We start from the raw sequence: 19,919 nt of genomic DNA on the forward strand, positions 1-19,919 counted from the left end.
ACCGCCCCATGGAACTGAGCGACCTCGTCCGGCTGACCACCGGCCTCACCCTGCTGGCCTGCCTCCTGGCCGTCCTCGGCGTCCACACCTACGCCTCCGGCCGCGCCCAGCGTCAGGCCCTCGTCGACCGGCTCTCCCTGGAGAGCGGCCACACCCCGCCCGCAGGCCGCCGCCACCACTTCCCCGGCCTGGACCGCCGGCTGCGCCGCACCCGCCTCGGCCGCCGCATCGAACTCCGCCTGGCCGCCACCGGACTCGACCTCACCCCCGGCGAGTTCGCCGCCGCCGTGCTCACCGCCGTCGCCGGACTGTGGCTCGTCGGGCAGGCCGCCCTCGCCCCCTTCTTCGGCCCGATCGCCGCGCTCCTCGGCGTCTGGGCGGCCTGGCAGTTCCTCACCTGGCAACGCCAGAAGCGCATCGAGAGGTTCATCGGCCAACTCCCCGAACTCGCCCGCATCCTCGCCAACGCCACCCAGGCCGGCCTCTCCCTGCGCACCGCCATCGGCATGGCCGCCGAGGAACTGGAGGCACCCGCCGGGGAGGAACTCGCCAAGGTGGACCACCACCTGGCGATGGGCGTCTCCATGGACGACGCCCTCGGTGAACTCGCCGACCGGCTGCCCTCCCGCGAACTCGTCGTCCTGGTCACCACCCTCGTCCTGTCCAACCGGGCGGGCGGCCAGGTCGTCGGAGCCCTGCGCAACCTCACCGAGACCCTGGAGGAACGCAAGGAGACCCGCCGCGAGATCCGCACCCAGCTCTCCCAGGTCAGCATGACCTCCTACGCCGTCCCCGTCATGGGCGTCGGCTCGCTGTTCCTGATGAACGGCGTCAAGGACGGCGCCCTGGACCGCATGACCGGCTCCCCGGCCGGCCAGGCCTGCGTGCTCATCGCCTTCGGGCTGTACGCCGTCGGCTTCGTCCTCATCCGCCGCCTGTCCCGCATCGACGTCTGAGGAGGCCGCCATGGCACTGCTGCTCGCCCTGCTGACCGCCCTGAGCGTCGTCGGCGCCATCGCCGGCATCCGCCTGTACCGGGCCGACGCCAGACTCCCCGGCGACCTCGCCCTCGCCCTGGAGGTCGGCGCCACCCGCACCGGCGCCGTCGACTCCCTCGTCGACCGCATGGGCATGCGCTACGCACCCGCCGTGCTCCGCATGATGGGCCCCCGCCAGGTCGCCAAGTACCGCCGCCGCATCGACCTCGCGGGCAACCCCGGCGGCCTCACCATCAACCGCTACGCCGCCCGCCGGGCCGTCTACGGCGCCCTCGGCGGCGTCGGCGCGCTGGTGTTCCTGCTGCGCGGCGACTACCTGGTGGCGCTGCTGCTCCTCGCGTTCGGCGCGTTCTGGACCGAGGTCGGCATCTGGTCCGCGATCCGCATCCGCAAGGACGTCATCGAACGCACCCTGCCCGACTTCCTCGACGTGCTCGCCGTCGTGGTCGGCGCCGGCCTCGGCTTCCGCCAGGCCCTGGACCGCGTCGCCTCCCGCTACGAGGGCCCCTGGGCCGACGAGATCCGCATCACCCTGCGCCAGATGGACCTCGGCATGAGCCGCCGCGAGGCCTTCGCCGAACTGCGCCGCCGCAACGACAGCGAGCAGGTCGCCATGTTCGTCACCGCACTCCAGCAGGGCGAGGAACTCGGCGCGCCGATCGTCGACACCCTGGTCTCCCTCGCGAAGGACATGCGCCGCACCGACGCCCAGAACGCCCGCCGCAAGGCCGCCCGCGCGGTCCCCAAGGCCACCATGATGATCACCACCTTCATGGTCCCGGCCACGATGCTGCTGCTCGCCGCCGGCCTGCTCCTGGGCTCCGGAACCGACTTCGGCTCCCTCACGGGCCGGTAGGGAGGAGACGGACCGTGGCGACCCTCACCAGCACTCCGCACGGCACCCCGCACGGCACCCCGCACGGCACCCCGCGCAGCGGCCCCGGGGCCCCGCGCCAGGGCCCCGCTCCCGCCCGAGCGGCCGGCGGGCCGGGACCCGCCCGCACGGGCGGCCCGGCGCCGGGCGGCACGCCGGGGCCGGAGCACCCCGGCACCTCCGCACCCGAACACCCCGGCAGGCGCGGCCCCGCCCGGCTGCTCAGGCGCCTGGGCGGGGGCGACGCGGTCCGGGCCGGTGCGGTGCGGGCGGGCACGGCACGGGCCGGCACGGCGCGAGGCGGTACGGCGCGGAGCGCCAGGGCCAGGGGTGCCCGTCAGGCCCCTCCCGCCGCCCTGCCCCTCCAGACCAACGCCGTGCAGGCGCTGTGCCGCCAGGTCTTCGGATTCCGCCTCGCCATGATCGCCGTGGCGGCCCCGGCCGCGCTCCTCAACGCCGGGCCCGGCCTGGGCGTACGCCTGGTCGGCGCCGCCGTCGTGCTCACCTTCATGGGCTCCTACGTCTGCTTCCGCGACTGGGAGCGCTTCGGGCCGCTCCTGCTGCGCCACCCCGCCCTGCTGGCCGCCGACACCCTCGCCGGGGCACTCCTGCTCGTCTCGGCGGGCCCCGGCACCACCCTCGCCTACGTCAGCGTCTGCACCCCGCTGCTGGCCGGCATCGTCTACGGCTGGCGCGGCGCGGCCTTCTTCGCCTCGCTGCAGGGCCTGATCCTGCTGCTGGTCCAGGCCGCCCTGGGCACCGGCGAGGGCCCCGCCGAGTCCCTCCTCCTGCCCGGCCTGTGCGTCGTCACCGGCGCCGTCGGCTCCAGTCTGCGCAAGCTGCTGCTCGGCTTCGGTGAGGCGACCGAGGCCCTGTCCGCGACACGGTCCCGGCTGGCGATCGCCGAGGAACGCGCCGCGCTCGCCCGCGAACTGCACGACTCGGTGGCCAAGACCCTGCACGGGGTGGCCCTGGCCGCGGAGGCACTGTCCCGCTCGGCCTCCGCCGCCTCCCCCGACCCCGCCGCGCTCCGCGCCCAGGCCGACCTCGTCGCCCGGTCGGCGCGCAGAGCGGCCGCACAGTCCCGCGAACTGCTCTGCGACCTGCGCCGCGCGCCGGACGCCCAGGACGTCACGGAAGTGGACCTGGCCGCCGAACTGGCAGCCACGATCCAGCAGTTCGACACCCGCACCGCCCTGCGGGCGACCTACGAGACGACGGTGGCCCCGACCGCACCGCCCGCGGCCCTCACCCGCACCCGCAGCCGCCACGTCCTGGCGATCGTCGGCGAGGCCCTGGACAACGCGGCCCGCCACGCGCGGGCGCGGCACGTACGGGTACGTACCGCGGTGCACGCCGACGCGCTGGAGATCACCGTGACCGACGACGGAGTGGGCCTGCCTCCCGGGACCACCCTCCGGAACCTGCGCAACGCGGGCCACTTCGGCCTGCTCGGCATGGCCGAACGCGCGGACTTCCTCGACGCCGCCCTCACCCTCGGCCCCGCCGGACACGGCCGAGGCACCCGGGTGCGCCTCCGGGTCCCCCTGCCGCCCGGGGCGCCCCCGCCGCCCGGGGCGCCCCCGCCGCCCGGCGGAGAGGAGCCGCGATGACCGCCGACCCGCGGCAGCACCTGCGCGTCGTCATCGCCGACGACAACCCCGTCGTCCGGGCCGGCCTGGCCGCCCTGCTCTCCTCCCGCGAGGACATCACCGTCGTCGCCGAGGCCGCCGACGGCCGCGAGGCCTGCACCGCGGCCGAACGTCACCGTCCCGACGTGGTCCTGCTGGACGTCCGCATGCCCGGCCTCGACGGCCTCGCCGCCCTCCCGCACCTGGCCCGCCTCGCCCCCGTGCTCATGCTCACCTACAGCAGCGCCCCGGAGACCGTCCACCAGGCGCTGCGCAGCGGAGCCGTCGGCTACCTCGTCCACGGCGAGTTCACCGCGGACGAGCTCATCACCGCCGTACGCGACGTCAGACGCGGCCGGCCGCACTTCACCCCGAGCGCCGGAGCGGTGGTGCTCGCCCAGTTGCGAGGAGGTGCGACTGCAATGCACGACAGGCAAACCCCGGACGATAAAAGGGTTTTAGGATCCCAGAATCTTTCGCAACTGCAAGCATCTATGAGACAGTCGACCGTACGCAGCCCGGACAGGCCGAGTCACGGGCTCAGCGCCAGAGAGGCGGAGATCATGGACCTCATCGCCTCCGGAATGACCAACCACCAGATCGCGGCGGCCTGCTTCATCTCCGAGAAGACGGTCAAGAACCACATCAACCGCATCTTCGCCAAACTGCACAGCACCACCCGCGGCGAAGCCGCCGCCAAATGGCTCGGCACCGCACCGGACCACCGAGGAGGCCCGGCATGACCCGAACCTGGGCCCCCGGCTGGGCCCACGGGCCCTCCCGCCCCGCCGCGTCCCGGGGTACTGCTATCGAGGACGACGCACATGACCACAGAGTTTCCGGTGCCGCCGGAGGGGAGCGCCATGCGCAACGACAAGGGACAGACCGCGGTCGAGTACCTGGGCATCATCGCGGTGGTCGTCGCGATCGTGCTGGCGATCACGGGGACGAATATCGGCAGCACCATCTACGCGGCCATCGTGAGTCAGATCGACGCGATCACCGGAGGCTGACGCTCCGTCTCGGAACTCGCGATGCCGGGCAGGCTTTCCCCGTCTACATCACGGTGGTGGGAGGCCTGCTTCTTCTTGCGTTCGCCTACCTCGCGGTCGGTCAGGCGGCGGCCAACCGGAACGGTGCCCAGACAGCGGCCGACGCGGCGGCCCTCGCGGCAGCCCAGGAGAAGCGGGACCAACTCGCGGACTCCTGGGTCGATGTGGTCCTCGACCCCGCCGAGTGGCAGGCCATCTTCAGCGGCGTCGCGCCGGTCGACGACTCCTGCTGGCGCGCCTACGACCTGGCTGCCCGCAACGACGCCACTGCGCAGTGCTCCCCGGACGGCCCGCTGAGCTTCAAGGTGACGGTCAGGAGTACCCGTTCGGTGGGGGACTCGATCGTTCCGGACACGGAGTACATGTATGCGACGGCCTCCGCCCGCGCCGTGATCGAACCCCGTTGCGGCTTCGACCCGCCGGGCGAGGAGGCCGACGAGGATGTGCTGCCCTCCCTGTCGTGCGACGACGGCCGTATCTGGGACCTCGACCCCAAGGATCTCCGGGTCCTTCCCGAACCGGAGGACTTGTTCGACGTCCATCTGGCCGACTGACGAGCGAGTGACGAACGAGGGTGAAGGAAGCAGAGACATGAGCATGCGGTTCACAACGAAGGCTTACAGAGGGTCGGCCGCATTCATCGTTGCGGTGGGAATGGCCCTTGGTGTGGCCGGGTGCAGTGGCGGGCAGGGCGGCAACGAAGACCCCAAAGCCTCGGCTTCCGTCACGAAACACAACGAGGCGTCCGACCCGGACACGCAGCAGGGCACGGACACTCCGTTGGCCGAGCTCAAAGGTGAGGGCGGTCTGATCCTGAGGATTGCCTCGGTGGAACGCGACGCGGGTGGGTTCGTGACCGTCAGTGGGGAGATCAAGAACGACGGAGCAGCACCCGCCCGTGTGCCGATCGAAACCCGCGGTGACGAGACCGAGGTCATTCGCCATGGCGAGTCCCTCGGCGGAGCCACACTTGTGGACTCGGTGACCAAGAAGCGCTTCTACGTCCTTCGTGACACCGACGGCCGCCCGTTGGCGACCACGAACATGCCCCGCATCGCGGCCGGCGCCTCGATCCCCGTCTTCATGCAGTTCCCCGCACCCCCCGAAGGCACCACGGAAGTCACCTTCCAGCTCCCCACCTTCGCCTCCGCCCCCATCCAGATCTCCGGATGAGGCCAAGATGACCGGAACCCGCCTCACCCTCGCCCTGACCCTGCCGGCGACGGCACTCGTCCTCGCGGCGACCACCACGCCCGCGTGGGCCGACGACAGCCCCAGCGTGCCGCCCGGAACCGAACCCACGGCGGCGGCACCGGTGGAGGTCGACGGCAACGACCCCGACCTGAGGCTCCCCGAGGGGGCCACGCTGGCCGAGCCCAAGGTGCTGGACATCAAACAGGTGGTGGAGGAGCAGAGCGGCGACGAACGCCGCGAGGACACCAACGCGGACGTGAAGTTCGCCCTCCAGGCCGAGGTGCTGTTCGGCAAGGACAGCGCGAAACTCGACCCGGAGGCGAAGGCCCGTATCACGGCGATCGCGCGCGAGATCAGGGCGCAGAACGCGACGAGGATCCGCGTCTTCGGCTTCACCGACAACCTCGGCTCCGCCGCGCACGGGGACGTGCTGTCGAAGCAGCGCGCCAACGCCGTGCACGACGTACTGGACGCCGCGCTCAACGACGCCGGCGTCACCTTCGAGGTCCGTGGCTACGGCGAGCAGTACCCCATCGCCTCCAACGCCACGGAGGCCAGCCGGAAGAAGAACCGCCGGGTGGAGATCTCCTTCCCGCGAGGCGAGGGCTGACCACGTCGCAGGACTTCACAAGGCACCGCATGGTCTCGGCCGGGAACAGGTGCTGAGAACCGGTCGGGCACCCGGGCCGCCCCTGACGGCCGTTTCCGGCCCTGCTCCCGGAAGGGGCCGTTCGCGGGAGGCCCGCCGATCATGGGGTCGCCCTCCTCCCGGTCACTCCTCGGCGGTCAAGCCTTGCCGGTGGCCGGAGGCCAGGACTCTGGTGACGAAGTTCGCCAACTGCGGCCGCATGCGTTCCCGCGGAATGCGCTCTTCTCCCGCCAGGTGCTCGACGAGGTCGGCTCGGGTGGCGGCGAGCAGGGCGTGGGCGGTGAAGTCGCTGTCGGTCAGGCCGGGGATCTGCTCCAGCACGGCCCGGAGCAGGCTGTGCCACCGCTCGTAGTGCTCTGCCCGGTACGGGCTGCCGCTTCCGCCCTCCTCCAGGGCCAGCGCGAGGCGGCGGTTGTCGAGTTTGAAGCACAGGACGGCATCGAGCAGGGCGGGCACGCGATCCCGTGGCGGGGTCGCGGGCCCCAGAGGCGGTGGGCCGGACTCGACGGCCTGCCTGATCGGTTCGAGCCGTGCCTCGTACAGCGCGCGGAGTAGCCCGGCGCGATTGCCGAAGGCCCGGAAGAGCGTGCCCTTGCCGACGCCGGCCGCTGCCGCGACGTCGGCCATGGTGACGTCCTCGGGGCTCTGCCGGCGGGTGAAGAGGGCGTCGGCGGCTGCGAGCACGGCCTCCCGGTTGCGGATGGCGTCCTTGCGAGACGACTGGCGTTCGGGCATACAGGCACCTTCCACTTGCAAAGCGGACCCGCGGTCCATATCGTTGAAGCGGACCCTTGGTCCGTATTCTACGACTGGAGGACATCCGTGTCCGCATCGACCTCCCCGGCGGATCTGTACCGCCACAGCCTGCGACTGCTGCTCGACAAGGACATTGCCGCGTGGGTCGCCCTGTGGGCCGAGGACGGCCTCATGGAGTTCCCCTTCGCGCCCGACGGCTGGCCGCGGAGTCTGGAGGGCAAGGAGGCCATCGCCGCCTACATGCGCCACCACCCCGACCACATCGACCTGCACGACTTCCCCGACCTGCGGATCCACCGGACCACCGATCCTCGGACCATCGTGGTCGAGATGCGTGGCGTGGGCCGCCTGGTGGAGAGCGGCGCTCCCTTCGACATGACCTACATCGCCGTCGTGACCGTTCGAGACGGACACTTCACCTCCTACCGCGACTACTGGAACCCCCTCGCCGTCCAGGAGCCCGGCCTCGACTTCACCGGGAGCAGCCGATGACCACCACCGGCACCACACTGGTCATCGGCGCCACCGGCACCACCGGAAGCCGCACCGCCGCACAGCTGACGGCCGCAGGTCACCGCGTCAAGGCCGCCAGCCGCCGGGCCACCCCGGTCGCCGGCACCGAGCCGGTCTCCTTCGACTGGTACGACCCTGCCACCCACACAGCCGCCCTCGACGGCGTCGACCGCGTCTACCTCATACCGCCCCCGGGCGACTCCGACCCCGCGGCGACCATGCTGCCGTTCCTCCACCAGGCCCGCACGGCCGGTGTGCACCGCGCGGTGCTGCTGAGCTCCTCGGCCATCCCCGAGGGCGGTCCGGCGGTGGGAACCGTCCACCAGGCCCTGCCCGATCTCTTCGAACAGTGGGCGGCACTCCGGCCCTCGTGGTTCATGCAGAACCTCACCGGCTCGCACGCGCACGCTCGCAGCATCCGCGACGAGGGCATCATCCGGACCGCCACCGGAAGCGGCCGGGTCGGCTTCGTCGACGCCGAGGACATCGCGGCCGTCGCCGTCCGCGCGCTGACCGACGAGCAAGCCCCCAACACCGGTCTCCTCCTCACCGGACCCGAGGCGCTGGGCTACGACGACATCGCCGCGATCATCACCGAGGTCACCGGCCGGTCAGTGGTCCACCGCCGTCTGTCCTACGCGCAGATGCGCGATCGCCTCATGACGCAGATGCCCGTGGAGTTCGCCGCGATGCTGGCCGGCATGGACCGCGCCATCGCCGACGGCGCGGAGGACCGCATCACCGACACCGTCCAGCGCCTCACCGGTCGGCCCCCACGCGCCTTCCGGGCCCTCCTTGAGAGGGAGATACGCGGCAGCTGATGTTCCAGGACGATCAGCAGTTCTGGTTCGAGACCCTGCGTCATCTCGGCCCGGCCGTTTCCGGACACTCGGACGTCTGTGCAGCCGTCGCGACCGCCGCTGGCAGGCAGGGTCGATGCGCGGCTCGTGGGGGTTGCCGTGCAGGAAGAACTCGGCCGCCCGGCGTCACCCGCTTCCGCGACGCCCTCGCGGCCGCCGAGCACGACGGGTGGACAAGGCGGAGAAGGGGGGCTTTCACGACATGGCCGACTCGACGACGTGACCGCCGACGCTTCGCAGATGAAGAGGCACTCCTCGCGGCCGGAAGGAGCGCACGCCCGCACCCGGCCGGCGGGCGCAGGCAGCCCCTCAGTAGAGCAGGGTGCCCATCGCGAACACCGTCAGGCCGACCGCGATGCAGAGGAAGACGATCGCGATGCGGTTGCGCAGCACGGCGGTCTTGCGATACCCGCCCAGGACCCTGAGCGCCTCCAGCACCTCCGGATCGAGCCTCTCGGCACGCTGCCCGTCGTCCTTCGTCATCGCCCGCTTCCTCCGCGCTTCCCGTGTCTCCGGTACGTCGGTACACCGGTACGTCGGTACACCGGTACGTCGGTACACCGGTACACCGGTACACCGGTACGTCGGTACGTCGGTACGTCGGTACGCCGGTACGTCGGTCACGGCGTTCGGAGAACTGGCGTGCGGACGCTCCGCCGGTCAAGCTAGGCGCGTCCGACACGCCCGGTCAACCGTTCCGCACGGCCGGTCCGGACCGCGGCCGCCCGGAGGCCGGAGGCCGGACCAGATGGTTCCGGCGAAGCGCGCCCTCTACGCGGACTCGTTGAGCAGTCGGCTCAGGTGGTCGTGGCCGGCGGTGAGGAGGCCGGGGAGCGGCGGGGCCGACTCGTACCACTGCTTCTCGTACTCCCAGCAGAGCCAGCCGTCCCAGCCGTGCCGGGCCAGGACGTCCACGCACTCGGTGAGGGGGAGCACGCCGGAGCCGAGGGGCAGCGGGGCGGTGTCGTCGGCGGACGCGATGTCCTTGACCTGGACGTAGCCGAGGTAGGGGGCCAGGGCGGCGTAGGACTGTGCCGGGTCCTCGCCGCCCAGCCACGTGTGCATGACGTCCCACAGGGCGCCCGCGTTGCGGTGCCCCACCAGGCCCAGGACGCGGATCGCGTCGGCGCCCGTACGGTGCGAGTCGTGCGTCTCCAGCAGGATCCGCACCCCGGCGTCGGCGGCGTGTTCGGCGGCGGTGGCCAGGCGGCGCGCGGCCCGGGCGTCGGCCTCCTCGGCGGGGTCGTGCTCGGCGGCGCCGGGGAACACCCGCACGTAGCGGGCGCCGAGGTCGTGGGCCAGGTCCACCAGCTCGCGCAGCTCGGTGAGGACGGGCTCGTCGGGCCCCGCCGCCGCGACGCGCGCGTACCCGGCGACACAGAGCGGCTCGATGCCGGACGCCTTGAACCGGCTTGCGGTTTGGCCGCGTTCGGCGGGGCCGAGACCCGGGTGGACGGGTTCCCCGGCGTGTGCGCGCAGCTCCACGCCGTGGAAGCCGTGGTCCGAGGCGAGCCGCAGGACATCGGGCAGGGGCAGACCGGGAACGCCGAGAGTGGAGAACGCCAGCTTCATGCCCGCGACCTTACTGGCGGTCGCGCCGGAACACCCCCGAACGGCGGCCCCGCGCGTCCCGGCGTCGCGCACGCCCTCGCGCGGCCGGCGGGGCGCGGGGCGCCGCACCGACGGCCTGTCGCGTGCCGGCGGCCGGCCCCGGCCGAGCCGCAATCCTGTTGCACCGATATGCCGGGCCGTGGTCCGGTATCCGGCGTGACCTCACTCATCCGCCGTTTCACCGTGGACTGTACCGATCCCTGCACGCTGGCCACCTGGTGGGCCGAGGCCCTCGACGGCAGGCTCGGGGACGACGACCTGCCCGGCGACCCCGAGGCGGCGGTCACCACCGCCACGGCCGACCTGCTGTTCGTCCGCGTGACCGACGCCAGGTCCGTCAAGAACCGGGTCCACTGGGACCTCCAGCCCCAGGACCGCACCCGCGACGAGGAGGTCGACCGGCTCCTCGCCCTCGGCGCGTCCCTCCACAGCGACCGCCGCCGCCCGGACGGCACCGGCTGGGTGACCCTGACCGACCCTGAGGGCAACGTGTTCTGCGTGGAACGCAGCGCCGCGGAACGCGCCCGCCCCACCGCCACTCCCGTCCCCCACGACGTACCACCCCCGGCCCCGATCCCCTAGATGAATGAGTCCGATGTCTTCAGTGGTCGTAGGCGATCAGTGATCGTTTGACTGGGGCGCCGGTGGTCCAGTTGTGCCAGATGCCGGCGGCGAGGGCGAGGAGTCGTTGTCCGGTGCGGGCGAAGACTCCGGCCGGGGTTCTGCCACCGTGGTGTTCGAGGCTGAGCTGGCCCTTGAGGGTGTCGATGACGGCTTCGATCCACTGCCGGACCCGGGCGATCTTGCCGTGCCGGACCGGCTCGTCCTTCCGGTCGGGCCGCACGAGGTGGGCTCCGAGGCGCTCGCTGACGAAGGTTTCGAACTCCTTCCCGGCGAAGCCCTTGTCGGCGAGGATCACCTGGCCCTGGCGGACGAGGTGGTGGTCGCGTTCCAGCAGCGCCGCCATCACCTCGCGTTCGCCGATCTTCGGGTTGGCCAGGCACCAGGTGACGGGCATGCCCTCGGCGGTGGTGACCAGGTAGAGGCGCAGGCCCCAGAAGAAACGGGAGTGGCTGCGGCAGTATCCGTAGCTGCCGTGCCCGGCCAGGGCGGAGCGTTTGACGGTCTCGCGGGAGGCCGCGCAGGGCAGCGGGGTGGAGTCGATCAGCCGCAGGTCGTCGTGCCAGGTCGGGACCTGCCGGGCCAGTGCCTCGATCACCTGGCTGATCAGCGGACCTGCGGCGTTCAGGCGCTTGTTGTAGGCGGACTGCTGGGGCAGATAGCGGAACAGGTGCCCCAGCCGGGCGTGGGCGAAGCGGATCCAGTGCCGGGCCGAGGGGAAACCGAGCAGGACCTGGGCGACGGCCAGGCACAGCAGTTCGGCGTCCGTCAGTTTCGGAGGTCGCCCGATCCGGCGACAAGGCGCCACGTGGTCGTCGATGAACACGTACAGTGCCGCAAGAAGGGCGTCCAGGTTTGTCTTCACACACTGACCAACGGGCGCCCTTCGCCATGGTCGCGACCAGCACGGACATCGGACTCATTCATCTAGGGCGTGTTTCGAAAGTAGCGTCGTCTGCCCGAAGGGCAGGTCTGGCGGCGTCTGGTGCGTGCGATCGCAAGGCGGAGGGTCGCCCCGATACTGGATGTATCGGGGCGAGCCCGACAACGCGGCGAGCGTGCGTGCCAGACGCCGCCAGGCAGGCGGGACTTTCGAAACACGCCCTAGGGAGCGGGGCACTGGGCGACGAGCCACGACGTGGCCCGCACCCCGCAGGTGAGCGGCGGGGCAACGGCATCGGAGGCACGCCCCCGGCTCACCGGCTCACCGGCTCACCCGGCTCACCGGCGCCAGGCCCCGGCATCAGGCCCCGGCGCCACGCCCCGGCCGGGGCCTGTCTCTCCGGCCGGTGTCCCGTCCAGACGAGGAAGTGGTGCGGTCGGCCGCCGCGGCGGCCCGCCGATGCCGGTGGCCGATCTGGCCGGAAGGCCGCCGGACGACCGCACGGATCTCCCGGCCCCGCGGGTGGCTGCGGGTGGCCCGGGAGGAGCATGCCCCTCTCCCGTCCTCGCAGCCGGGGGAGCGGAGCTGCGCTCGTCGGGTGCGCGGAGGCGGGCCGGGTTCGGATGGCTACGCTGGATCGGCGAGCCGGAGGAGGTTGCGATCTGTATGGGCGACGGGCACGGGTCCGTGTGGTCCGAGCAGGAGGACTCGCTCGGAGCCGGATGGGAGAGTCACCGGCCCGCGGTCTTCGGTGCGGCGTACCGGCTGCTGGGGAGTGTGGCCGATGCCGAGGACGTGACTCAGGACGTGTGGTTGAGGGCGGCCGCAGCGGATCTGCGGGACGTCGGTGACCTGCGGGCTTGGCTGGTGACGGTGGCCGCGCGGCGGTCGTACGACATTCTCAGGAGTGCCCGTGTCCGTCGGGAGAGCTATGTCGGGCCGTGGCTTCCGGAGCCGCTGCTGACGGGTCCGGACGCGTCACAGCCGGTACTCGTCGACGAGTCCGTCAGCTCCGCGATGCTGTTGATCATGGAGGAGCTGAGCCCGCCGGAACGGGTGGCTTTCGTCCTGCACGATGTCTTCGGTGTCGAGTTCGGCAGGATCGCCGGAGTGCTGGACGTCTCCGTGCCGGGCGCCCGGCAGCTCGCTTCGCGGGCGCGACGGCGGGTGGCCAGGGCGAAGCAGTCCGTGCCGCAGGCGTCGAAGGCGGAGCGCGCACGTGTCCTTGGAGTCTTCCGCGCCGCGTACGAGGCCGGGGACCTGGCCGGCCTGGTCAGGCTCCTGCACCCGGACGCCGTGTTCGTCACCGACGGCGGCGGCAACGTGTCCGCGGCACGCAAGGCCATCCACGGCGGTGAGCGCATCGCCGAGGTCATGCTGCGCGTGGGGCGCCAACGGCGGCTGGACCGTGTCGGCCTGGCGGAGGTCGGCGGCGAACTCGCCCTGGTGTTCCGCCGCGAAGGCAGGGTCCACTCCGTGGACACGGTCCAGATCACAGGCGGTCTGATCACCGAGTACCGCCGGGTCGTCAATCCCCTGAAACTCGTGCGCGTCTGACTGTCACACCCGCGGGGGCTGCGTCGTCTCCCTGACGAGACAGCGAACGAGCGACGAGACAGCGAACGAGCGACGAGTCGGAGGAACAGTGAACGATCCCCAGCGAGTCCACATCGGCAAGCAGCACCCGGCCGCCTACAAGGCCCTCGTCGCCCTGTCGTCGGAGGTGGAGGAGGCCGCTGCCGCAGCGGGCCTCGACCCGCTCCTCGTCGAGTTGCTGAAGATCCGTGTCTCCCAGATCAACGGCTGCGCGTTCTGCTTGCGCATGCACACCCGCGACGCCCTGAAGAAGGGCGAGAACCCCGACCGGATCGCCGTACTGCCCGGATGGGAAGAGACCGGCTACTTCTCCGAGACCGACCGCGGTGCCCTCCGCCTGGCCGAGGCGGTGACACACGTGCCGGACGGACACGTCGGCGACGAGGACTACAACGCTGCCGCGGCGGTACTCACCGCAGACCAGGTCTCGGCCGTCTCCTGGCTCGCAGCCCTGATGAACATGCTCAACCGTGTCGCGATCACCAGCCGGTACCCGGTCGAGAGCTGACCTCGACGGTGACACCGGCGACGCGAACACGTCACGGGACCCAGCGCGTGTCTCCACGGCCGGCAGGTCGGTCGACCGGATGGGCCCGTCCGACAGTGATCACCGATGCGCTGTGGGACCGGATCGAGCCGTTGACGCCGTCGCGGACAGCGTCGGCGTCCCAGCGGGTGCGGCGCGGGCGGCGCCACGGCGGCCCGCGCCGGGTGTGACCGGCCTGTCCGGCCGGCTGCCGGCAGTTCCTCCGCTCGAAGCAGGCACGGCCCCGGCGCACGGCGGCCCCGGCGTCAACCCCCAGGGGCGCCGGGAACCGCGCGGCCTGCCACCTCGTGACCCGCGCGCGGCCCACGGGCGCGGCGCGGCCCTAACCGCCCGCGCACCCGGCGGCCCCCGCGCACCCGGTGGCCGCCGCCGTCGACCCCCGTACCACCAGCTCCCCGCGCACCATGCCGACCCCACCGGGCGGCGCCCCCTCGCGTCCCGTCGCGATGCGGCCCGCGCGGGCGCCCACCTCGGCGAGCGGCAGCCGTACGGTCGTCAGGGCGGGCACGGCGTCCACGCTGAACGGCAGGTCGTCGAAGCCGGCCACGGACACGTCGTCCGGGATGCGCCGGCCCATGGCGCGCAGCGCCGCGCACACGCCGAGCGCGACCGTGTCGTTGGCGGCGACGACGGCGGTCAGACCGGGGTCCCTGCGCAGGAGTTCGAGGGTGGCGTCGTAGCCGGACGGCCGGTCGTAGCGGCCGTGCACGAGCAGGGCGGGATCGTCGTCGATCCCCGCCGCCGCCAGCGCCGCGCGATGGCCCTGCAGCCGGTGCCGGGTGGTGGTGTGCTGCTCCGGGCCGGCGACGCAGCCGATGCGCCGGTGGCCGAGGTCGAGGAGGTGCCCGGTCAGCCGCTGCGCGCCGCCGCGGTTGTCGAAGGCGAGGGAGACGGCGCCGGAGCCGGGCATCTCCGGCCGCCCGCACAGCACCACCCGCGTCCCGGCGTCCGCGAGCCGGTGCAGCTTCGCCGCGACGGCGGCGGCGTGCGCGGGGTTCACCGCGGTGCCGCCGGTGAGCACCACGGCCGCGGCCCGCTGCCGCTGGAGGAGCGTGAGGTAGGTCAGCTCGCGCCGGGACGACCCGCCCGTGTTGCACACGACGGCCAGCCGCTCGCCGCCCGCCCGCCCGCAGGGTCCGCCGATCTCCGACTGGATGGCGCCCGCCATGATCCCGAAGAACGGGTCGGCTATGTCGTCGACGAGGATGCCGACCAGGTCGGAGGTGGCGGCGGCGAGGGAGCCGGCGGGGCCGTTGAGGACGTAGTCGAGTTCGTCGACCGCCTTCAGGACGCGTTCGCGGGTGGCGGCGGCGACGGGGTAGTTGCCGTTCAGCACGCGCGACACCGTCGCGGGCGAGACCTGGGCGCGGGCCGCCACGTCCGCCAGGGTCACCGTCATCCTTCGTCGTCCTCCGGTCGTGCAGGGCCGCCCGGCGTCGCGGGGGGCACGGCATCACGGAGCACGGATCCCGGGGCCGCGGGGTTCACCGGGCCACGGAGCCACGCGACACGTGCGGTGCGGGCAGCGGGTTGCGTGCACCCTACGGCCCTCCGCCCCCGCGGCGAGCCCTCTTGATCAAATCGAGGGGGTCGCAGCCCCGCCGGTCCGACGACCAGGGGCCGGCCCCCCATCACGACGGACGGCGCCTTTGTGCCGACGCGGACGGAGGCCCCGACGCGAGCGGGGGCCGGGCCGGCCCCCGGCCGGATCCGGCCGTCGGTCAGCACCCCGTGCCGCGGGCGGCCGCCTCCAGGACCGTGCCGAGGTCGCGGACGAAGGCCGCCCGTTCCAGGAAGGTGAACCGCCGTACGAGCGCCGAGGTGAGGACGATCCGGGTGTCGTCGGCCCGGGTGAGGTGCACGGTGCACTCGCGGCGGGCCGCCAGCCAGGCGACCAGGCTCCCGGCGAACGCCTCGGTGACCGCCCCCGGTTCGAGCACCACCAGCAGCGACGGGGGCCGGGCGTCGGGCGCTCCGGTCGGCAGGACGCCTGCGCCGTCGGTACGGACCCGGCCGCGCAGGGCGGGTTCGGTGGCGAGACGCCGCCACAGTTCGTGCACACCGGAACCGGTCGCCCGGCTCTCCACGGTGATCCCCACACGCATGTCCATCACCCCGTACGGTGCGTGCGGTGCCCCGACCGTGTTCCGGGCGCGCCGCACACCGACTTCCCCCCGCTTCCCCCTGACCGTGCGGAGAAGGAAGGGGGGCGGAGGGAAAAGGTGACCACGCCGGGCTCCGTACTTCGTTGGCCGAGCCTGCACGGATCTTGGCGATTTCTGCACGCGTTCCTTCCGTCACGGACCGCGTGCGGCCGACGGGGAAACGGAATGTGCCCGGCCGACGGTCCCCGGGCCGACGGTCCCCGGGCCGGCGGTCGGAGGCGATCGAGCCGCGAGCCGGCTGATGCAGCTGCGTCAGGTGAAGCCGCATCAGGTGAACCAGAGGGTGAATCAGGGGCGGTGCCGGTAGTCCCTCGGCGACATGCCGTACGCCCGGCGGAACTGGCGGCTGAACGCGGCGGCATCCTGGAAGCCCCAGCGGGCGGCGAGCGCGGCGATCGGCCGGGACCGCTGACCCGGGTCCGCGAGGTCCCGCCGGCAGTGCTCCAGCCTCCGGTGCCGGATCCAGGCCGCCGGGGTGTCGCCCTCCTCCGCGAACACCTGGTGCAGATGCCGTACGGACACCCCGTGCGCGGCGGCGACGGTGGCGGGGGACAGGGCCGGGTCGCCCAGGTTGCGGTCGATGAAGTCCAGTGTGCGGGTGTGCAGGGCCCGGCGCCGCGACTCCGGGCTCATGGTGTCCTCCGCGTCCAGCGCGTGCCCGAGGACCGAGGTGAGCAGATCCGTGGTCACCCCGCCCAGCGTGGCCGCGTCGCCGGGGCCGAACTCGTCGGCGCGGGCGGTGAGATCGGCGAGCCAGCGGTGCAGCGCCCCGCCCATGCCCCGGCCCACCGGGATCGGCACCGCCAGCGCCCGCCGTAACGTCCGGGGCGGCAGCGGCAGCAGCGCCCTCGGCACGGTGACGACGACGGACACCGCGTTGACTCCGGCGCCGGTGTCGGTGTCGGCGCCGGTGCCGCTTCCGGCGTGACGGTCGCCTCCGCCTCCGCCCCCGTCGGCACCACTCGCCCCGTCCGCCCCGCCCGTGCCCCCGGTACGGTCCGGCCCGCCCGTCCTGCCCGAGCAGCCCTCCCGGCGCCCCGGCGGCGGTGTGTGCCGGGCCTCGTACGGCGTGCTGCTGTCGACGATCACGAGGTCGCCCGGCCCGAACGAGGACCGCCGCCCGTGGTGGGCGACCCCGCCCGTGCCCGTGAACTGGCAGTTGATCTGGTACACCTCGGGGTCGAAGCGCTGGATCGCCCGGCGGGTCCGCGCCGACTCCAGGTCGGGGAACGACACGTCCGCCACCTGTACGTCGCCCAGCGACAGCACCCGCATCACCGCCCGGAAGTCGGCGTCCTGCCCGCTGCGCAGCAGGATCGGCAGATGCGTCCGGGCCACGATGTCCTGCCAGAGGTCCCAGCGCTCGTGCGACGGGACGACGTCCGTCCGGTACTCGTTCACCAGCATGGCCACGCCCCCAACGCGTAACGCACGGCTCCTGCTTGAGCACGCCACATCCTAGGGATGCCGCAGCCGCGGGAAAAATTCATCCCGTCCGGGTGCAACCCTTTCGGTGCCCTGTGTGTCGTACATGGCATCAGGGTTCCTGGGGGGAGATCCGGGGGGATGTCACGGAACCCTGACGGGGAGGGAGAGCGAAGGGGCGTGCCCCTGGTCCGACGGACCGGGCACGCCCCTTGTGCCTGTTCAGGAAGGGCCGCCGCGAGGTGCGCGTGGCCGTGGCGGCGGGGGGAGCCGGAATTCGGTGGCGTCCCGGCCCTGGATCCCCGAGCATGCCGCCTATGACCGACCTCTCCGAACGCCCCGGCCAGTCCGAGCAGTCCGAGCAGTCCGAGCAGTCCGAGCAGTCCGACCACAGCGAGCAGCCCGAGCGGTGGACCCGGGCGACCGTCTACCCCGACATGTGGGCCGACCCCGACGACGACCCCCGCAACATGGAGGGTCCCGGTCCCGAGGGCGAGTCGGCCACCCTCCAGGACTACCTGGTCAACTACCGCCTCACGCTCCGCCTGAAGTGCGAGGGCCTCGACCCCGAGCAGCTCGCCCGCCGGTCGGTCCCGCCGTCGACGATGTCGCTGCTCGGGCTCGTCCGGCACCTCGCCGAGGTCGAACGGGACTGGCGCAACTGGATCGCGGACGGCGACCCCCTGCCCAAGCTCTACGGCGAGCGCGACTCGGACTTCCTCGGTGCCGTCGCCGAACAGGCCGCCGTGGACGCCGCGTTCCGCGACCTGGAGCGCGAACAGGCCGCGACCGACGCGGAACTGGCGCGCTTCACGGACCTGGGTGAGCGGGTCGGCCGCGAGGACGTCGTCATCCGGGAACTCCTCGTCCACCGCGTCGAGGAGTACGCCCGCCACTGCGGCCACGCCGACCTGCTCCGCGAGTGCGTGGACGGCAGGGTCGGCCAGTAGCCCACCTGTGGTCGGTAGCCCCGCCCACCGTCGGTGGCCCGGCTGTGGTCGGTGGCCCGGCTGTGGTCGGTGGCCCGGCCGGGTCCGCGTCCGGCTGCCCCTGACTCAGGCCGAGGCCAGCTCGCACCACACGTACTTGCCGGGGTTGCCGTGCCGCGACAGCGGCTGCCACCCCCACAGATCGGAACAGGCCCGCACCAGCGCCAGCCCCCGCCCCTCCTCCGCCTCCACCAGCGCGGCCAACGCCCCCGGCGGCTCGGGAGGTTCGGGATCGGCGTCCCACGCCCCGATCCGCAGGGTCCCCGGCGGCACCCACCCCACCCGCAACGCCGCCGGCCCCTTCGTGTGCCGCACCGCGTTGGCCACCAGCTCCGCGGCCAGCAGCTCGGCGGTGTCCACCAGCCCGATCAGGCCGTGCAGGGTGAGGATCAGCCGCAGCGTCCTGCGGCTCACGGTGACCGCTCGGACGTCGTGCGGGATGTACAGGGTGTACTCCCACGGTTCGCTTCCGGACATGCGTCAACTCCGTTCGTAGGGAGGGGAGTCAGAGGCGTCGAAGAGGAGGCTCGCCGGTGTCCTGCCGCAGCCGCCGCGGCAGGACGGTGCGGTGCGCTTCCGGCGCCCCGGAATGCCAGAATGTGTGCGTCGCGTCACCGACGGTAGATCTAAATGTAGAGACACTGCAAGCCGATCGCGTAATCTGAATCCGAACGAGTCGTGCCTGCGGGCGCGTTGAGACAAGGAGCGGTCGAGGGCTTTGAGGCGCGAACCAACGGCACGGCAGCTTCGTCTGGCCACAGAGCTGCGCAGACTCCGCGAGGCGGCGGGCCTCAACGCACGCCAGGCCGCGGCGCTGCTCGGCGTGAGCCCCACCCAGATCACCCACATCGAGTCCGGACTTGCCGGAGTGAGCGAACAGCGGCTCCGCCGCCTGGCCTCCCACTACGCCTGCACGGACACCGAGTTCGTCGACGCCCTCGTCGCCATGGCGACCGACCGTACGCGGGGCTGGTGGGAGGAGTTCCGCGGCTCACTGCCGAACTCGTTCCTCGATCTGGCCGAGCTGGAGCACCATGCCAGGTTCCGGAACGAGGTCGCGATCCTCTACGTGCCCGGCCTGTTGCAGACGGAGTCCTATGCCCGTGCCGTGTTCTCGTCGAGAATCCCGGAACTCGTCCCTGACGAGGTGGACTTGCGGGTTGAGCATCGGCTGAGGCGGCAGCAGGCCGTCTTCCCGTACGAGGTCGTGATCCACGAGGCGGCGCTCCGCATCAGAGCCGGAGACCGTGCAGCTGCTCGGTCGCAACTCAGGCGGCTCGTTGAGCGCTCGGAGGCCGACCACATCACCTTGAAGGTGGTTCCGTTCGACCTCGACGGCTTCACCAGGGCATCGGCGACGATGACCTACCTGGGCGGCCCCTTGCGCAAGCTGGACACGGTGATCCGTGATGCCCCGCACGGCTCGCTGTTCCTGGACGCTGAGGCAACGCTCAATGCCTACCGAACGCGCTTCCATATGATGGAAGAGGTATCCCTCGATCCGGCACGGTCGCGCGATTTCATCCATGAGTTGGCGAAGGAACTGTGAGGCTCT

At 72.3% G+C, this 19,919-nt stretch carries 23 protein-coding genes; 15 read left to right on the top strand and 8 right to left on the bottom strand.

Annotated elements, in window-relative coordinates:
* Positions 1 to 8: 8 nt before the first annotated feature.
* The 8 genes from AC5K6T_RS02500 (at position 9) to AC5K6T_RS02535 (ending at position 6,359) form a co-directional block, all read left to right on the top strand.
* Entirely contained in the window at positions 9 to 956 is a 948-nt protein-coding gene (locus tag AC5K6T_RS02500; protein WP_493205196.1) for a type II secretion system F family protein, read from the top strand.
* 10 nt (positions 957 to 966) lie between these two features.
* Positions 967 to 1,854: a DUF5936 domain-containing protein gene (locus AC5K6T_RS02505; protein ID WP_493205198.1), complete on the top strand. Its 888-nt coding sequence runs from the start codon at positions 967 to 969 to the stop codon at positions 1,852 to 1,854.
* A 248-nt stretch (positions 1,855 to 2,102) separates the two neighbouring features.
* Positions 2,103 to 3,485, top strand: coding sequence for a sensor histidine kinase (locus tag AC5K6T_RS02510; RefSeq protein ID WP_493207298.1), 1,383 nt, complete (start codon positions 2,103 to 2,105; stop codon positions 3,483 to 3,485).
* Complete coding sequence (locus AC5K6T_RS02515; RefSeq protein WP_493205199.1) at positions 3,482 to 4,246, top strand: response regulator; 765 nt, start codon at positions 3,482 to 3,484, stop codon at positions 4,244 to 4,246. Before AC5K6T_RS02510 ends, AC5K6T_RS02515 begins: the two co-directional genes overlap by 4 nt.
* An 81-nt stretch (positions 4,247 to 4,327) precedes the next feature.
* Entirely contained in the window at positions 4,328 to 4,516 is a 189-nt protein-coding gene (locus AC5K6T_RS02520) for a Flp family type IVb pilin (protein WP_493205201.1), read from the top strand.
* Complete coding sequence (locus tag AC5K6T_RS02525; RefSeq protein ID WP_493207300.1) at positions 4,513 to 5,109, top strand: pilus assembly protein TadG-related protein; 597 nt, start codon at positions 4,513 to 4,515, stop codon at positions 5,107 to 5,109. Before AC5K6T_RS02520 ends, AC5K6T_RS02525 begins: the two co-directional genes overlap by 4 nt.
* A 37-nt stretch (positions 5,110 to 5,146) precedes the next feature.
* The gene (locus AC5K6T_RS02530; protein ID WP_493205203.1) at positions 5,147 to 5,728 is read left to right on the top strand and encodes a hypothetical protein; all 582 of its coding nucleotides are present in this window, start codon (positions 5,147 to 5,149) and stop codon (positions 5,726 to 5,728) included.
* A 7-nt stretch (positions 5,729 to 5,735) separates the two neighbouring features.
* Entirely contained in the window at positions 5,736 to 6,359 is a 624-nt protein-coding gene (locus AC5K6T_RS02535; protein WP_493205205.1) for an OmpA family protein, read from the top strand.
* Positions 6,360 to 6,521: 162 nt separating this feature from the next.
* Here AC5K6T_RS02535 and AC5K6T_RS02540 read toward each other — a convergent pair whose 3' ends face one another.
* Complete coding sequence (locus tag AC5K6T_RS02540; RefSeq protein ID WP_493205207.1) at positions 6,522 to 7,133, bottom strand: TetR/AcrR family transcriptional regulator; 612 nt, start codon at positions 7,131 to 7,133, stop codon at positions 6,522 to 6,524.
* Between the two features lie 87 nt (positions 7,134 to 7,220).
* Between AC5K6T_RS02540 and AC5K6T_RS02545 the strand changes: the two genes are divergently transcribed.
* Complete coding sequence (locus AC5K6T_RS02545) at positions 7,221 to 7,646, top strand: nuclear transport factor 2 family protein (RefSeq protein WP_493205209.1); 426 nt, start codon at positions 7,221 to 7,223, stop codon at positions 7,644 to 7,646.
* Positions 7,643 to 8,488 (top strand): NAD(P)H-binding protein, encoded by an 846-nt coding sequence (locus tag AC5K6T_RS02550; protein ID WP_493205211.1) that lies wholly within the window; start codon positions 7,643 to 7,645, stop codon positions 8,486 to 8,488. The genes AC5K6T_RS02545 and AC5K6T_RS02550 overlap by 4 nt, the downstream gene beginning before the upstream one ends.
* Before the next feature lie 348 nt (positions 8,489 to 8,836).
* On the opposite strand, the gene AC5K6T_RS02555 is transcribed toward AC5K6T_RS02550, so the two are convergent.
* Together AC5K6T_RS02555 and AC5K6T_RS02560 are read right to left on the bottom strand one after the other, a co-directional pair.
* Positions 8,837 to 9,010, bottom strand: coding sequence for a hypothetical protein (locus tag AC5K6T_RS02555; RefSeq protein ID WP_493205213.1), 174 nt, complete (start codon positions 9,008 to 9,010; stop codon positions 8,837 to 8,839).
* A gap of 288 nt (positions 9,011 to 9,298) precedes the next feature.
* Positions 9,299 to 10,099, bottom strand: coding sequence for a sugar phosphate isomerase/epimerase family protein (locus AC5K6T_RS02560; protein ID WP_493205214.1), 801 nt, complete (start codon positions 10,097 to 10,099; stop codon positions 9,299 to 9,301).
* Positions 10,100 to 10,294: 195 nt separating this feature from the next.
* Between AC5K6T_RS02560 and AC5K6T_RS02565 the strand changes: the two genes are divergently transcribed.
* Positions 10,295 to 10,720: a VOC family protein gene (locus AC5K6T_RS02565; RefSeq protein WP_493205216.1), complete on the top strand. Its 426-nt coding sequence runs from the start codon at positions 10,295 to 10,297 to the stop codon at positions 10,718 to 10,720.
* A gap of 19 nt (positions 10,721 to 10,739) precedes the next feature.
* On the opposite strand, the gene AC5K6T_RS02570 is transcribed toward AC5K6T_RS02565, so the two are convergent.
* Entirely contained in the window at positions 10,740 to 11,624 is an 885-nt protein-coding gene (locus tag AC5K6T_RS02570; protein ID WP_493204867.1) for an IS982 family transposase, read from the bottom strand.
* Positions 11,625 to 12,308: 684 nt separating this feature from the next.
* Between AC5K6T_RS02570 and sigJ the strand changes: the two genes are divergently transcribed.
* Both sigJ and AC5K6T_RS02580 read left to right on the top strand, forming a co-directional pair.
* Positions 12,309 to 13,199 carry an RNA polymerase sigma factor SigJ gene (gene sigJ, locus AC5K6T_RS02575; RefSeq protein ID WP_493205217.1) on the top strand — a complete coding sequence of 297 codons (891 nt, stop codon included), beginning with the start codon at positions 12,309 to 12,311 and terminating at the stop codon, positions 13,197 to 13,199.
* Positions 13,200 to 13,287: 88 nt separating this feature from the next.
* The gene (locus tag AC5K6T_RS02580; protein ID WP_493205219.1) at positions 13,288 to 13,746 is read left to right on the top strand and encodes a carboxymuconolactone decarboxylase family protein; all 459 of its coding nucleotides are present in this window, start codon (positions 13,288 to 13,290) and stop codon (positions 13,744 to 13,746) included.
* 361 nt (positions 13,747 to 14,107) lie between these two features.
* Here the strand turns inward: AC5K6T_RS02580 and AC5K6T_RS02585 are convergent, their stop codons facing one another.
* The 3 genes from AC5K6T_RS02585 to AC5K6T_RS02595 all read right to left on the bottom strand — a co-directional run bounded on the left by AC5K6T_RS02585 (position 14,108) and on the right by AC5K6T_RS02595 (position 17,357).
* A complete protein-coding gene (locus AC5K6T_RS02585; protein ID WP_493205220.1) occupies positions 14,108 to 15,184 on the bottom strand; it encodes a LacI family DNA-binding transcriptional regulator in 1,077 nt (358 codons plus the stop codon).
* Positions 15,185 to 15,506: 322 nt separating this feature from the next.
* On the bottom strand, positions 15,507 to 15,896 hold the full coding sequence (locus AC5K6T_RS02590) for an effector-associated constant component EACC1 (RefSeq protein WP_493205222.1): 390 nt from the start codon (positions 15,894 to 15,896) through the stop codon (positions 15,507 to 15,509).
* A gap of 342 nt (positions 15,897 to 16,238) precedes the next feature.
* Positions 16,239 to 17,357, bottom strand: a complete 1,119-nt coding sequence (locus AC5K6T_RS02595; RefSeq protein ID WP_493207302.1) for a helix-turn-helix domain-containing protein — start codon at positions 17,355 to 17,357, stop codon at positions 16,239 to 16,241.
* Between the two features lie 455 nt (positions 17,358 to 17,812).
* Between AC5K6T_RS02595 and AC5K6T_RS02600 the strand changes: the two genes are divergently transcribed.
* Positions 17,813 to 18,325 carry a DinB family protein gene (locus AC5K6T_RS02600; RefSeq protein ID WP_493207304.1) on the top strand — a complete coding sequence of 171 codons (513 nt, stop codon included), beginning with the start codon at positions 17,813 to 17,815 and terminating at the stop codon, positions 18,323 to 18,325.
* Between the two features lie 105 nt (positions 18,326 to 18,430).
* On the opposite strand, the gene AC5K6T_RS02605 is transcribed toward AC5K6T_RS02600, so the two are convergent.
* Positions 18,431 to 18,841 (bottom strand): ATP-binding protein, encoded by a 411-nt coding sequence (locus AC5K6T_RS02605; protein WP_493205224.1) that lies wholly within the window; start codon positions 18,839 to 18,841, stop codon positions 18,431 to 18,433.
* A gap of 241 nt (positions 18,842 to 19,082) precedes the next feature.
* Here AC5K6T_RS02605 and AC5K6T_RS02610 point away from each other — a divergent pair, with 241 nt between their 5' ends.
* Positions 19,083 to 19,913: a helix-turn-helix domain-containing protein gene (locus AC5K6T_RS02610; RefSeq protein WP_493205226.1), complete on the top strand. Its 831-nt coding sequence runs from the start codon at positions 19,083 to 19,085 to the stop codon at positions 19,911 to 19,913.
* Positions 19,914 to 19,919 lie beyond the last annotated feature (6 nt).

It is taken from the genome of Streptomyces sp. B8-7, from assembly GCF_058833805.1.